General features: G+C 68.6%; 15 protein-coding genes. 9 read left to right on the top strand and 6 right to left on the bottom strand.

All coding sequences use genetic code 11. The features are described 5' to 3' along the window. Position 1: 1 nt before the first annotated feature. Both ku and GDIA_RS11280 read right to left on the bottom strand, forming a co-directional pair. A complete protein-coding gene (gene ku / locus GDIA_RS11285; protein ID WP_012554209.1) occupies positions 2-865 on the bottom strand; it encodes a non-homologous end joining protein Ku in 864 nt (287 codons plus the stop codon). 68 nt (positions 866-933) lie between these two features. Continuing rightward, positions 934-1,566 (bottom strand): NTP transferase domain-containing protein, encoded by a 633-nt coding sequence (locus GDIA_RS11280; RefSeq protein WP_012554208.1) that lies wholly within the window; start codon positions 1,564-1,566, stop codon positions 934-936. A gap of 112 nt (positions 1,567-1,678) precedes the next feature. Here GDIA_RS11280 and mobB point away from each other — a divergent pair, with 112 nt between their 5' ends. Together mobB and cysG are read left to right on the top strand one after the other, a co-directional pair. Further along, a complete protein-coding gene (mobB, locus tag GDIA_RS11275; protein WP_012222405.1) occupies positions 1,679-2,212 on the top strand; it encodes a molybdopterin-guanine dinucleotide biosynthesis protein B in 534 nt (177 codons plus the stop codon). Then, positions 2,209-3,621, top strand: coding sequence for a siroheme synthase CysG (cysG, locus tag GDIA_RS11270; RefSeq protein WP_012222404.1), 1,413 nt, complete (start codon positions 2,209-2,211; stop codon positions 3,619-3,621). Before mobB ends, cysG begins: the two co-directional genes overlap by 4 nt. 20 nt (positions 3,622-3,641) lie before the next feature. On the opposite strand, the gene hpxZ is transcribed toward cysG, so the two are convergent. After that, positions 3,642-4,028, bottom strand: coding sequence for an oxalurate catabolism protein HpxZ (hpxZ, locus tag GDIA_RS11265; RefSeq protein WP_012222403.1), 387 nt, complete (start codon positions 4,026-4,028; stop codon positions 3,642-3,644). A gap of 263 nt (positions 4,029-4,291) precedes the next feature. Between hpxZ and GDIA_RS11260 the strand changes: the two genes are divergently transcribed. Then, entirely contained in the window at positions 4,292-5,464 is a 1,173-nt protein-coding gene (locus GDIA_RS11260; RefSeq protein ID WP_012554207.1) for a GGDEF domain-containing protein, read from the top strand. A gap of 24 nt (positions 5,465-5,488) precedes the next feature. On the opposite strand, the gene hflX is transcribed toward GDIA_RS11260, so the two are convergent. Continuing rightward, complete coding sequence (hflX, locus tag GDIA_RS11255; protein WP_012554206.1) at positions 5,489-6,841, bottom strand: GTPase HflX; 1,353 nt, start codon at positions 6,839-6,841, stop codon at positions 5,489-5,491. Between the two features lie 73 nt (positions 6,842-6,914). On the opposite strand from hflX, the gene GDIA_RS11250 reads away from it, so the two are divergent. The 6 genes from GDIA_RS11250 to glgP all read left to right on the top strand — a co-directional run bounded on the left by GDIA_RS11250 (position 6,915) and on the right by glgP (position 11,770). Further along, a complete protein-coding gene (locus tag GDIA_RS11250; protein ID WP_012554205.1) occupies positions 6,915-7,130 on the top strand; it encodes a hypothetical protein in 216 nt (71 codons plus the stop codon). Next, positions 7,127-7,780, top strand: a complete 654-nt coding sequence (locus GDIA_RS11245; RefSeq protein WP_012222399.1) for a helix-turn-helix transcriptional regulator — start codon at positions 7,127-7,129, stop codon at positions 7,778-7,780. The genes GDIA_RS11250 and GDIA_RS11245 overlap by 4 nt, the downstream gene beginning before the upstream one ends. Positions 7,781-7,834: 54 nt before the next feature. Beyond that, positions 7,835-8,818, top strand: coding sequence for an acrylyl-CoA reductase (NADPH) (acuI, locus tag GDIA_RS11240; protein ID WP_012222398.1), 984 nt, complete (start codon positions 7,835-7,837; stop codon positions 8,816-8,818). Between the two features lie 99 nt (positions 8,819-8,917). Further along, the gene (locus GDIA_RS11235; RefSeq protein ID WP_012554204.1) at positions 8,918-9,994 is read left to right on the top strand and encodes a hypothetical protein; all 1,077 of its coding nucleotides are present in this window, start codon (positions 8,918-8,920) and stop codon (positions 9,992-9,994) included. Positions 9,995-10,057: 63 nt separating this feature from the next. After that, on the top strand, positions 10,058-10,360 hold the full coding sequence (locus GDIA_RS19540) for a hypothetical protein (protein ID WP_197535942.1): 303 nt from the start codon (positions 10,058-10,060) through the stop codon (positions 10,358-10,360). Positions 10,361-10,384: 24 nt separating this feature from the next. After that, positions 10,385-11,770, top strand: a complete 1,386-nt coding sequence (gene glgP, locus GDIA_RS11230; protein ID WP_197535941.1) for an alpha-glucan family phosphorylase — start codon at positions 10,385-10,387, stop codon at positions 11,768-11,770. A 5-nt stretch (positions 11,771-11,775) separates the two neighbouring features. Here the strand turns inward: glgP and GDIA_RS11225 are convergent, their stop codons facing one another. Both GDIA_RS11225 and GDIA_RS11220 read right to left on the bottom strand, forming a co-directional pair. Further along, positions 11,776-12,447, bottom strand: a complete 672-nt coding sequence (locus GDIA_RS11225; RefSeq protein WP_012222396.1) for a TetR/AcrR family transcriptional regulator — start codon at positions 12,445-12,447, stop codon at positions 11,776-11,778. 57 nt (positions 12,448-12,504) lie between these two features. Further along, a complete protein-coding gene (locus GDIA_RS11220) occupies positions 12,505-13,701 on the bottom strand; it encodes an IS256-like element ISGdi8 family transposase (RefSeq protein ID WP_012553962.1) in 1,197 nt (398 codons plus the stop codon). Positions 13,702-13,722 lie beyond the last annotated feature (21 nt).

Below are 13,722 nucleotides of genomic sequence, written 5' to 3'. Positions count from 1 at the left end.
CTCAACCCGCCTTGCGATGCGCGGCCGCCGCCCTGCCGCGCGCGGCGCCCCGGCGGTGGGCCGGGGTGGGGGGTACCTGGCCCGCGCTTTCGCGCAGGGCCTGCATCAGCGTGATCGCCGGGGCGGCGGGTTTCGCGGGTGGGGACGGCAGGGCCCGGCCTTCGATCCTGGCCTGGACCAGGGCCGTCACGGCGGCCTCGTACCGGTCCTCGAACGCGGCCGGATCGAACCGCCCCTGGCGGGAGCGGATGATATGCCGGGCCAGGTCCAGCATGTCGGGCGTGGGCGTGAAGTCGGGAATGGACTCGAACGCCGCCTGCGCCGGGCGCACCTCGTAGTCGAAATGCAGGGTGGAGGCGACCAGCCCCGCGCCGTCGGCCCGGATCACGAGGGTGCGCATGCGGCGGAACAGCACGGTGCACGCCAGCGCCCCGACCTGCCGCGCCTGGATGGCGTCGCGGATCAGGGGATAGGCGCCCGCCGCCGGTCCGGTACCGGGGGCAAGGTAGTAGGTCCGGTCCAGATAGAGGTCGTCGATGTCGCGGCATCGCAGGAAGGCCGACACCGACAGGGTCTTGTCGCTGTCGGGGATCGCGGCGGCGATGTCCTCCGGCGTCAGGATCACCTCCTCGCCGCTGTCGGTCTCGTATCCCTTGACCTGGTCGTCGCGCTCGACCACGCGGCCGGTGTCCTCGTCGATATAATCCCGGCGCACCCGGTGGCCGGTAGCGCGGTTGATGATGTGGAAATGGATGCGCTCCGACGTCGAGACGGCGGTGTACAGCGCGACCGGGCACTGCAATGCGCCGATCCGCAGCATGCCCCGCCAGTTCGCCCGCGCGGTCATCCTTGCCGGTGCGGTCATCCTGTCTCTCCGCCGCTCTTTCCGCCTTTGTCCGGCCGTCAACGCACCGGGCGGGCCGGCGTTGCCGTCTACGCCCGTGGGGCGTCCTGCGTCGCGGCGATGCGCCGGGCGGCGGCCAGGTCCTCGGGCGTGTTGACGTTGAAGAACGGGTCGAAGGGCTGGTCCGGGAAAGTGACCTCCCGCATGCCGATCGTCTCGGCAAAGGCCCGCACGCCGAAGGCCGCGCGCGGCGCGCCCGCCGGGGTGGCGGCCAGCCGGGCACGCAGCGCCGCACGCGCCGCCACCGGCCACAGCGCCACCAGGTGGTGGCGCCGCCCGCCCGACAGCGCGACCGCCGGCGCGGACGCCAGCGCCGCCAGCAGGTCGCGCGGCACGAAGGGCGTGTCGCCGGGCACCGTCAGCACCGCGTCGCACCCCAGCCCGGCGGCCCAGTCCATTGCCGCCAGCACGCCGGCCAACGGCCCGGCCCCGCCATCCGGCACGCCGTCCGCCGTATCGTCCGGCAGCACCGGCAGGCCGAAGGCGGCGAAGCGCGCGGCATCCCCGCGCGTGTTGATGGCCATCGGCACCCCGGCCCCGGCCAGCCGGTCCAGCAGGCGGCCCAGCAGGGTCCGCCCGCCGGCCAGCAGCAGCGGCTTGTCCCCACCGCCCATGCGCGTGGCGGCCCCCCCCGCCAGGATCACGCAAGCATACCGCATCATTTTCCCCTGCCCCGCCCATCTTGTCAGCACCGGGGATTATAGGCACCTGTACGCCCCGACGACACGACCACCAGGGCCATCAGGCACCACAGCAGGGAAGACGGGCGGACAGATGCGGACACCCGCCATCATGGGAATTACCGGGCGCAGCGGCGCGGGCAAGACGACGCTGGTCGTCCGGCTTCTGGCGGCGCTGGGCGCGCGGGGGCTGCGGGTCTCGACCGTCAAGCACGCGCATCATGGGTTCGACATGGACCAGCCGGGCAAGGATTCCCACCGTCATCGCGAGGCCGGAGCGCGGGAGGTCATGGTGGCGTCGGGCACGCGCTGGGCGCTGCTGCATGAATGCGCCGCCCCGGGCGAGCCGGCGCTGCCCGACCTGATCGCGCGCATGGCACCGGTGGACCTGATCCTGGTCGAGGGCTTCCGTGCCGCGCTGCCCGTGGCGATCGAGGTGTATCGGCCCGACGTGGGCAAGGACGCGCTGTGGCCCGCCACCCCGCACATCGCCGCCGTTGCCACCGACGCGGCGGCGCTGCCCCTGCCGCCGGGCCTGGCGCGGCTGGACCTGGCGGATACCGCCGCCATCACCGATTTCATCCTGGCGCGGGCCTGCCCCCTGCCCGCCCCGGCAGGTGCGGCATGAGCGATGCGACCGACCCCGGCTGGTTCCCGCTGGCGCTGCGGCTGCGCGGCGCGCGGGTGGTGGTGGTGGGCGGCGGCGGGATCGCGCTGAACAAGGTCCGGCTGCTGCTGGCCCACGCCGCGCGGATCGACATCCTGGCCCCCCGGCTGGAGGACACGCTGGCCGCCTGGCAGGCCGAAGGGCGGATCACCCACATCGCGGGCGAGGCGACGCCCGACCGGGTGCGTGCGCTGCTGCCCGGCAGCCGCCTGGTCTATGCCGCGACCGACGACCGGGCGGTGAACCGCGCCGTCGCGGCGCAGGCCGATGCGCTGAATATCCCGGTCTGCGCGGTGGACGACCCGGAGCCGTCTTCCTTCATCACGCCCGCGCAGATCCATCGCGGGCCGGTGCGGATCGCGATTTCCACCGGCGGCGCGGCCCCGGTGCTGGCCCGGCGCCTGCGCGAGCGGATCGAGGCCGTGATGCCGGCCGGGCTCGACGCGCTGGCGCGCTTCCTGCAGGCCGAGCGCGCTCATGTCGTGGCTGCCTGCCCCGATATCGGCCGCCGCCGCCGGGTATGGGAGGATTTCCTGGACGGCCCAGGCGGCGAGGCGGCGCAGCGCGGCGAACACGCGGCCGCGCGACAGGTACTGGACCACCTGCTGGCCGGCGCGCAGACCGGGGGCGAGGTCTGGCTGGTCGGCGCCGGGCCGGGGGACCCGGACCTGCTGACCCTGCGGGCGCTGCACCTGATGCAGAACGCGGATTCGGTGCTGTACGACCAGTTGCTGCCGCCCGCGTTGATGGACCGGGTGCGCCGCGATGCCGAGCGGGTGTTCGTGGGCAAGCAGCGCGACCGCCACACCATGCCGCAGGACGACATCAATGCCGAACTGATCCGCCGCGCGCGGGCGGGCGAGCGGGTGCTGCGCCTGAAGGGCGGGGACCCGTTCATCTTCGGTCGCGGCGGCGAGGAGATCGAGGCCCTGATGGCGGCGGGAATTCCGTTCCAGGTCGTGCCGGGCATCACGGCGGCCAGCGGCTGCGCCGCCTATGCCGGCATTCCGCTGACCCACCGGGACTGCGCCCAGTCCTGCCTGTTCGTCACCGGTCACGCCCGCCGCGACGGCACGCTGGACCTGCCGTGGGACAGCATGGCCCGGCCGGGGCAGACCATCGCGATCTATATGGGCGTCACCGCGCTGCCGGACCTGTGCACCATGCTGGTGCGCCACGGCCTGCCGCCCGACTGGCCCGCCGCCGTGGTGGAGCGCGGCACCCGGCCCGACCAGCGCGTGCTGACGGGAACCCTGGCCGACCTGCCGGCGCTGGCGCGCGCCCATGCCGTGGGCAGCCCGGCGCTGGTGCTGGTGGGCCAGGTGGTGCGGCATCGCGTCGTCACGCCGCCGCCCCTGTCCGGTACGTGAAAGGCTGCCTCGCAGGCATCCTACGAGATGTCGGCCATCAGCGAGACATGGGCGCAGGTGATCTTCCAGCCGGCCTCGGTCCGCAGCCAGGTCTGGCTCTGCCGTCCGATGCGGGTCGCGCCCTCGCGCTGGAATTCCAGGTTCACGGTCGCCATGTCGGTGCCGAACGTGGTGACCACCCGCCGCAGCACCCGCCGCTGCGGCGACCCGCCGGCACGGCCCACGCGGAAGGCCGCGATCTCGGCAAAGCCATACAGGACCTCGCCCACGCCATAGCGGATCGTCTCCGGCGCATCGCGGAACAGCGCGTCCAGCACCGCCACGTCATTGGCCATCAGCGCGGCCTCGTACCGGTCCGACATGGCGGTCACTTCCGCCACGATGGCCGGATCGTCGATCTTGAGCATCGCGGACCTCCTGAACCCTGCCGGGCAGCCTACCGCGACGATCGGTTTTCGCAACCGGGACGCGCCGGCGGCACCCCGCCGGGACCGCGCAGTTTCACCGTGGCGGCGGACGTGCCGGCCCGCTAGATTGGTTCGGCGACCATCGCTGATGGAGGGGCGGGTCCCCGCAGACAGGCCGCTCCCTTACAGTGAAGGCCTTCGCATGAACCTGGTCATGCGAGGGTTGTACCGAAATTTCGCACCGTGATACCCGGAAAGCATCCATGCAGGCTGGCCTATTGACCCTCTATTGCCTGGCGATCGGCACGCTCGTCATCGGATGCGGCGCGACGCTGTGGGAGCTTCACGAACAGCCCGGCCGGCGCGTCCCGCTCCTCTGCTGGGCGGCGGCCTATGCATGTTATGCGATCGGGTGCGTCATCACCCTCCTGCGGCCGGACCTGCCCGGTGTTTCCGGATGGGCCGTCAGCAACGTGCTGTTCACGGCAGGCTATGCCCTGGTCCTGAACGGGGTCGGGCAACTCGATCATCGGCGATACGTCGCGACTTCGATCACCCTGCTCGTCGCCGTGTCCCTCGTGTGGATCATCGGCGGGCCCGCGATATGCCGGATCATGTGGGATTATGGCGCCGCGTTCCCCATCGCCCTGATGTGCGGCCTCACGGCCTGGCATATCCAGTATCGGTCCGGCATCCAGGCCCCGCGTTCGCGGCCGGTGGTCGCGGCGATCGCGTGGGGACACGGGGTGTTCTATCTGTTCCGCGGCGCCGTCATGCCCCTTATGGTCCTTTGGAAGGGACAGCATGCTTCCTCGGTTTTTGCCGAGGTCACGATGTACGAGGGCGTTCTGTATTCCGTTGCGATGCCGGTCGCGCTGCTGTCCGTGGTCAGGGAGGAGAGCCGCCTCGCCATGCTGAAAATCGCACAGACGGACTTCCTGACGAATATCGGAAACCGCCATTTTTTCTATCAGGCCGGCCAGAAATGCCTGTCCGGCCAGACGGTCGGCCAGCCGGTTTCCCTGCTGATCTTCGACATAGACCATTTCAAGTCCATCAATGACATCCACGGTCACGCAATGGGCGACGCCGTGCTGAAGCTCTTCGCCCGTGCCATGGGCGAGGAGGTGGGCCAGGAGGCGATCATGGGCCGCCTGGGCGGCGAGGAGTTCGCGATGCTGCTGCCGGGAAGCGACAGGGCCACGGCGCGTGCGGCAGGCCAGAATATCGCACGGCGCTTCACCGCCCTCGCGGCTCAGGACTTCCGGCCGCCCCTGCACGTGACGGTGAGCATCGGCCTGACGGAGGTCCGGACCAGCCGGATAACGCTGGACGACCTTCTGGCCGCGGCAGACGGCGCCCTGTACCAGGCGAAGACCCTCGGCCGAAACCGCATCGAATTCGCCAGCGCGGGCGCCTTCCACCCGGCGGCGTAGCGCAACCCGGGCCGCATCGATGCTTCAGCGCGCGGCGAGGCTTCGCTTCAGGCGGGTGATGGCGGCGGGCAGGGCGCGGACCTTCAGCACGCGGCCGGTCTCGTCATGGTCTTCGGACAGGACGCGGGCGCTTTCATAGATTTCGCCGATCAGGCCCTGTTTCGCGTAGGGCAGCACCAGGGTGTCCTCCACCATCTCGGCCTCGAAGAACGCGATCAGGGTGTCGCGCAATGCGCTGACGTCCGCGGGCGTATGGGCGGAGAGCATGATGGCGTCGGGGTGTTTGTCCCGCAGCGCGGCACGGGCGGCGGGGTCCAGCCGGTCCATCTTGTTCAGGACCAGGCGGGACGGCACGGTGTCGGCCCCGATTTCCCGCAGCACGCCACGCGTCACCTCCAGTTGCGATTCATAGGTCGGGTCCGACGCATCGACCACGAACAGCAGCAGCGAGGCCTCCAGCGCCTCGGCCAGGGTGGAGCGGAACGAGGCCACCAGGTCGTGCGGCAACTGCTTGATGAAGCCGACCGTGTCGGAAACCAGGATGCGAGGGCGGGTTTCGGGCTGCAGGATGCGGACGGTGGTGTCCAGGGTCGCGAACAGCTTGTCCTCGACCAGAACCTGGCTGCCGGTCAGCGCCCGCATCAGGGAGGACTTGCCCGCATTGGTGTAGCCGACCAGCGCCACCCTGAGCTGGTCGCGGCGGGCGGACCGGCGCTGGTCGCCGTCGCGCTGCACCGCGTCAAGCTGGGTCTTCAGTTCCGCCAGCCGGTCGCGGATCTTGCGGCGGTCGAGCGCCAGGGTGCTTTCGCCGGCGCCCGGACCCTGCTGCCGGCCGCCGCCGCCCGAGGTTTCACGCAGGCGGGGGGCCACGTATTTCAGGCGCGCCATTTCCACCTGCAGCCGCGCCTCGCGGGTGTTGGCGTGGCGGTGGAAGATCTCGACGATGACGCCAGTGCGGTCCAGCACCTGGGCGCCGGTGGCGCGTTCCAGGTTGCGGATCTGGCTGGGCGAGAGTTCATGGTCGACGATGACGAATTCGGGCCTGCGGGCGGCGTCCGGGTCGGCCTCGGCCGGCGCGGCGCCCTCGGCCGCGCCTTCGAACCGCTGCCGGGCCTTGGATTTCGGGGGCGGTGCCATCGAGGTCACGACACCGGTGCCGCCGGTCAGCGCGGCCAGTTCCGCCAGCTTGCCGCTGCCCAGCAGCAATGCGGCGCCGGTGCCTTCGCGCTTCTGCGACACGGTGCCGACGACCGCGTAGCCCAGCGTCTTCACCAGGCGCCCCAGTTCGGCCAGGCTGGCCTCGTGCGCGATATCATCGACGTCCGGCGTCTGGATGCCGACGAGGACGGCGAGCGGAATCGGGGGTTTGGTCTCCATGGATGGTGACATAGCACGGATGCGGCCCGCTGTTCGGTTGCAAGCCGGCCGCGAAACGCCGATCCTCGGGCCCATGTGGACCGAACCGTATCTGGAAACCTGCTGCCGGTCGGCGCTGCACCGGCTGATCCTGAGCGGCGCCGCCGGGCGGCCGGCGGGACTGAAGGACCAGCCCTGCCTGGAGCGGCTGGACCGGATGGGACTGGCGGCGCGGGACGCGGCCGGGCGCTACCACGCCACCGGCGAAGGCGTGGCCCGGCACGATGCCGAGATCCTGAATCCGCCATGATGCGGCACGACGATCTGTGGCAGGCGCTGGACAACCTGGCCGCCGAGCGCGGGCTGACGCCGTCGGGCCTGGCGCGGGCGGCGGGGCTGGACAGCACCAGCTTCAACCCGTCCAAGCGCGTGACGCCGGCCGGCCGGCCGCGCTGGCCGGGGACCGAGAGCCTGGCCCGGGTGCTGGACGCGACCGGCCTGACCCTGGAATCGTTCGGCCGGCTGATGGCCGGCCAGGCGCTGCCGCGCGCGTCCCGCGCCGCCGGCCGGTCGCGCCTGCGCCTGTCGGCGCTGTCGCACCTGGAACAGGGCGGCATGTTCGACGCGGCGGGCCTGCCGGTCGGGCGGCATTGGGAGTCGTGGGACGTGCCCGGGCTGGGCGACGCCGAGCTGTATGCCGTCATGGTCGATACCGATGCGTTCGAGCCGGTCTTTCGCGCCGGGGCGTTCCTGGTCGTCTCGTCCGCCGCCGCGATCCGCCGGCAGGATCGGGTGATCCTGCACCGGGCGGACGCCACCCTGTGCGCCGTGGTGCTGGACCCCCGCCCGGGCGCGTACGATCCCGGGCCGCTGCTGGGCGGAATCGGCGCGCGGGACGGCATGGAAATCGAAACCGGGCCAACCGACCACCTGCACCGGATCATGATGGCGTTCCTGTGAAGGTCTTCCCCTTCCCCGAACGGATCGATCCCACCAACGAGGAAAGCCGAGACGATGTTCGACGCCCTGATGATCGAAAAAGCCGCCGACGGCACGCAATCGGTCCATGTCGGCCCGGTGGCCGATGACCGGCTGCCCGAAGGCGACGTGACGGTCCGCGTCGAATGGTCGACGCTGAACTACAAGGACGCGCTGGCCATTACCGGACGGGGCCCCATCGTGCGGCAGTTCCCGATGGTGCCCGGAATCGATTTCGCCGGCACGGTCGAAACGTCCGCCCATCCCGCTATCCGCCCCGGTGACCGTGTGGTGCTGAACGGCTGGGGCGTGGGCGAGAAACAGTGGGGCGGACTGGCCGGGCGCGCCCGCGTGAACGGCGACTGGCTGGTACCGCTGCCCGATGCCTTTACCACGCGGCAGGCGATGGCCATTGGTACCGCGGGCTATACCGCCATGCTGTGCGTGCTGGCGCTGGAACGCCAGGGTGTCGCGCCCGACCATGGCCCCGTGCTGGTAACCGGGGCGGCCGGGGGTGTGGGCAGCGTGGCCGTCCTGCTGCTGGCGCGCCTGGGCTATCGCGTCGCGGCGGTGACCGGCCGCCCGGGCGAACGAGAGTACCTGACCGGCCTGGGCGCCGCCGAGATCCTGCCGCGCGACGCGTTTTCCAGACCGGGACGCCCGCTGGAAAAGGCCCGCTGGGCCGGGGCGGTGGATGTCGCGGGCGGCGTGGTGCTGGCGAATGTCTGCGCCGCCATGCTGCCCGACGGCGTGGTCACCGCATGCGGGCTGGCGGCCGGGATGGATTTCCCCGCGACCGTCGCCCCCTTCATCCTGCGCGGGGTCACGCTGGTCGGCATCGACAGCGTGATGTGCCCCCGCGCGCGGCGCCTGGACGCATGGCGCCGGCTGGCCGACCTGATCGACCCGGCGATTCTGGAGAAGATGGTCACTGAAATTCCGCTGACGGACGCGCCCGCCAGGGCGGCGGCCCTGCTGGACGGCCACGTGCGCGGGCGGATCGTCGTGCGCCTGCCGTGACCCTTCGACCGCCGGGTCAATGATACAATTTGTTTCGATTATATAACTAAAGCCGAAACCGCGTCTCTATACTCTCGTTTGCGATGAGCGAGAGAGAAGATGCAAGACCCGTACTGGCATGACGCCTGGGTCGCCGCCCAGCGACATGTCGGCCGGGACGACAGGCTTCTGTTGCCGCGGGGCGACTGGCCCGGCGGGGCCGCCGGCGATATCCGGTGTTACGACGATGCCATTGACCTGGGCGACGCCACGATCTTTTTCCTGCACAAGGGGCGCATGGGCTGCATCGACAGGTCGGCGCTTCGGCAGGTTTTCCGCACGTGGCACATCTTCCACGCCAATGAAGTCTTCATCTGTTTCCGGAAACGTCGTCCGTTCCTGCCCCTGTTCCGGGGCATGGCACATTCGCGCCATGTCGGGGTCCTGACGCGGTATCTCGATTCCGGACGCCGGAAGCGCACGGACCGGACCATGTTCTTCGTCCATCTGCCGAAGACCGCCGGGACGTCGGCCTGGAGGGCGATGGCCGCACACGTGCCGTCCAAGATCTATTACGAGATGTACTCGGCCTTTATCGCCAATCCCCCCGCGGCGGGGGAATACGACCTTGTCGGGGGCCATATCCCGTTGCGGGTGATGGAACCGCGCATCCGTCCCGACGACGTCGTCACGTGCCTGTTCCGCGAACCCGTCAGCCGGTTCAGGTCCGCGTTCCTGCACAGCCGGCGGCCGGACGAGGACCCCGCCACCTTTACCCCGGTCATGCGGGCCATGAGGGACATGCCGCTTCGCGAATTCCTCAAACGCCCCGACGCGCGCATGGAGGTCTCGCAACAATCCCTGATGCTTGGCTTTTCGTTTCGCGAACACTACCAGGAGAGCCTGGACGGCGACATCTTCGATTCCATCAGACAGTATCTGCGCCATCCGCTTCATGTCTTCATGACGTCGGACGCGATCGAACCCTTCGTCAACCGGACCGTGGGACTGCTTCGGTCCCGGCCCGGCATGGTCAAACGCCACAACAGCTCCGACATCGTCCGGCAGCAGGCCGACGTGGCGGAATTCGAGGACTGCCTGGAAGAGGTCAAGGCGCTGGGCGCGCTGGACGCGGCCGTGTACCGGCTGATCCGGGCGCAGCAGGCGCGCGTCCTGCACCCGGCACGCGCGTCCTGAACGGATCGAAGAACGCGGACGGATCTTCCGCGTTACACGCCGGCTTGCAGTCGCGAGGTCGGCATGGATCGGGTCCGTCGTTTCACAGGCAGGGTGTCGGTCGCCTATTTCACGATGGAGATCGCTTTCGATCCGGCGGTTCCGAGTTACAGCGGCGGCCTGGGCATCCTGGCCGGCGATGCCGCCCGGTCGGCCGCCGACCTGGGTCTGCCCATGGTGTTCGTGACACTGGCCTCGCGCGCCGGATATCTGCACCAGGTGGTCGACGCGAAGGGCGTGCAGCACGATCACCCGCAGCCCTGGGACCCGGCCGGAATGGCCGAGCCGCTGTCGGCGATGATCGCCGTCACCATCGACGGGCGCTAGGTCTGGATTCGTCCCTGGCTGTATGTGCTGGAACGGCCTGGCGGCGCGATTCCCATCCTGCTGCTCGACACCCGGCTGGCGGAAAACGACCGCGCGGACCGCCCCATCACGGACCGGCTGTACGGTGGCGACGATGCCTGGCGCCTGTGCCAGGAGATCGTCCTGGGAATCGGCGGCGAGAAGATGCTGACCGCGCTGGGGTTTTCCATCCGGACCTATCATATGAACGAGGGGCACGGCGCCCTGCTGCCCCTCGCCCTGCTGCGCCGGCATTCCCGGCCCCCCAGCCATGTCGCGGGGGACATGTTCCCCTATGACCGGGAACGGGTTCTGGAACGTTGCGTCTTCACTACTCATACGCCGGTGGAAGCCGGGCACGACCAGTTTTCCTACGACCTGGTACGCCGGATGCTGGGCGATTTCGTCGAGATGCCGGTGCTGCAGCAGCTTGCCGGCACGGACAGGCTGAACATGACGCGGCTGGCGCTCAACCTGAGCGGGTATGTCAACGGGGTGGCGGAACGCCATGGCGAGACCACCCAGCGCATGTTCCCCGGCTATGCGATCCGGTCGATCACCAACGGCGTCCATCCCGAAACATGGGTCCATCCGGCGTTCGCCGACCTGTACGACCGGACATGCCCGCGCTGGCGGCACGAACCCGAATTCCTCTGCTCCGTCGATACACTGGACAGGCAGGACTGGTTCACCGCCCACGATGCCGCGAAGGCGGCGTTGCTGGACCGGGTCCGCGACCTGACGGGCCAGTCCCTCGACCCGTCGCTTCCGACCCTGGGCTTCGCCCGGCGCATGACGGCCTACAAGCGCGCGACCCTGATCCTGGACGATCCGCAGCGACTGGCGCGCATCGCGGCGCACCGGCCGTTCCAGATCGTCTTCGCCGGCAAGACCCATCCCCATGACCGGGACGGCAAGCGGCTGATCGCCCGGATCATAGACCGGGCGCGCCTTCTGAAAGGCAAGGTGCCGATCGTCTTTCTTCCGGACTATGATTTTTCGCTGGCCAGGAACCTGGTCGCCGGCGCCGACCTCTGGGTGAATACGCCCCTGCCCCCGATGGAGGCATCGGGAACCAGCGGCATGAAGGCGGCGCTGAACGGCGTTCCCAGCCTGAGCGTGCTGGATGGCTGGTGGGTCGAGGGATGCATGGAAGGCGTTACGGGATGGGCGATCGGCACGCCCGACATGCCCCCGTCAGAGCATGGACACGCCATGCTGGACAAGCTGGAGCACGTGATCCTGCCGCTGTTCCACGATGACCGGGCCGGCTGGGCGCGCGTGATGGCCGGGGCGGTCTCGAAATGCGGGTCGATCTTTACCAGTCACCGCATGATGCGACGCTATGCCAGCGAGGCGTATCTTGATTGCATGCCCGGGCAGGGACAATAGGCGGATCATGCCTGGACGATGCGCAAGATACTCTCGACATTGAAATCGACGCGCTTGTCCAGCATGTCCTTGGACATGAAATCGCGCTTGAAAATAATGATTCCGGTATATCGGTTGGTTATATAATAATATCCGACCGCGGCGATGGAAATATGCAACTGCATGGCATCGATTCCGGGACGGAAGACACCGTCCTTCTCGCCGCGTTTCAGGAGGTTTTCCAGCATGCGCAGGCGGTTCTGGCTGACGCTGCGCAGGACGGCCGAATCCTGCAGATGCACGCCGCAGTGCAGGTTCTCGCTGTTGACGAGGGTGATGAAATCGGGATTCTTCAGGTAATAGTTCCACGTGAACCTGACGAAATGATCCAGCGCCGACCTGGGATCGAGATGGTCGAGATCCAGTTTCTGCTCGGCCTGGTAGAGATCGATATAGGCATCTTCCAGGATCCGGGTGAACAGCGCCTCCTTGTTCCCGAAATAATGATAGATCATCCTTTTTTTGGCTTCGGCTTTCTCCGCGATGATATCGACGCGCGCGCCGGCCAGGCCGCTGGTTGCGAATTCACGCCTGGCCGATGACAGAATGCGCTTCTGGGTTGCTTCGGCGTCTCGCTTGCGGGGACCGGTCGGATCGGCCTGCCCGTCTGGATTGCCCCGCTTTTTCCTGCTTTCCATCAGGCTGTGTCCCGAGGTGTGGTGTAGGAGCACCGTTCCTCGAAGGGTTCGAGGTTATCAGGCGGCCACGGCGGGCAGGCTGATTGTGGGATTATGGCTGATGGCGGCCAGTCCTTCCAGCGTCATGTAACGTCGGCAGACCGCCCACTCGTCGTTCTGTTCGAGCATCAGCGCGCCGACGAGGCGGATAATGGCGGCATCGTTGGGGAAAATGCCGATGACGTCGCAGCGACGCTTGATCTCCCTGTTCACCCGCTCGATCGGGTTCGTCGACGAGATTTGCGTCCAATGCTCCCGAGGAAAGCCCATGTAGGCAAGCACGTCCACTTCCGTCCGCTTCATGAATTCGGCCAGCTTCGGAAAGCCTTCGCGCAGCTTGTCGGTGACGTGCCGCCATTGGCGTGACGCATCCTCGGCGGTTTCCTGCGTGAAGATCGTGCGCAACAGGGCCGAGATGGCAGGACGCTGCTTCGCATGGGCATGGGCGAGCGCATTGCGCAGCCAGTGCACCCGGCAGCGTTGCAGGGTCGCATTGAACACGCGACCGGCCGCGGCCCGCAGTCCGGCATGCGCGTCGGCCACCACCAACTTCACGCCGCGCAGGCCGCGATCGGCCAGGGAGCGCAGGAAATCCGTCCAGAACGCTTCCGCTTCGGACGGTCCCGTCGCCACGCCGAGCACCTCACGACGGCCGTCCGTATTTACGCCCACGGCGATTATCACGGCAATCGAGACAATCCGGCCACCCTGGCGCAGTTTCAGATAGGTGGCGTCGATCCAGAGATACGGCCATTCGCCCTCGATCGGCCGAGACAGGAAGCTGTTGACCCGTTCGTCGATCTCGCCCACCAGACGACTGACCTGGCTTTTGGAGATGCCCCCGGCGCCCATCGCGCGGACGAGATCATCGACCGATCGCGTGGAAATACCCTGGACGTAGGCTTCCTGGATGACCGCCAGCAGTGCCTTTTCCGCCGTTTTCCGCGGCTCCAGGAAGGTCGGGAAATAGCTGCCCTTGCGTAGCTTCGGGATCGCAAGCTCCACCGTGCCCGCCCGGGTGTCCCAGTTCCGAGCGCGGTAGCCGTTGCGTTGGGTCGAGCGGGAGGCCGAACGCGCGCCAAGCGGCGCACCGGTCCCGGCCTCAACCTCCATCTCCATCATCCGATCGGCAGCGAACGCCAGCATCTCACGAACAAAATCGCCATCCGACGCTTGCTCCACAAGCTCCAGCAGCGCCATCTTCTCGTCGGTCATCGTCAGGTCCTTCAGGTTCAG

The sequence above is a fragment of the Gluconacetobacter diazotrophicus PA1 5 genome (assembly GCF_000021325.1).
In the GTDB taxonomy this organism is placed as follows: domain Bacteria; phylum Pseudomonadota; class Alphaproteobacteria; order Acetobacterales; family Acetobacteraceae; genus Gluconacetobacter; species Gluconacetobacter diazotrophicus.
Note: the sequence above shows the minus strand (reverse complement) of the source record. Positions and strands in the feature narration are given on the sequence as shown.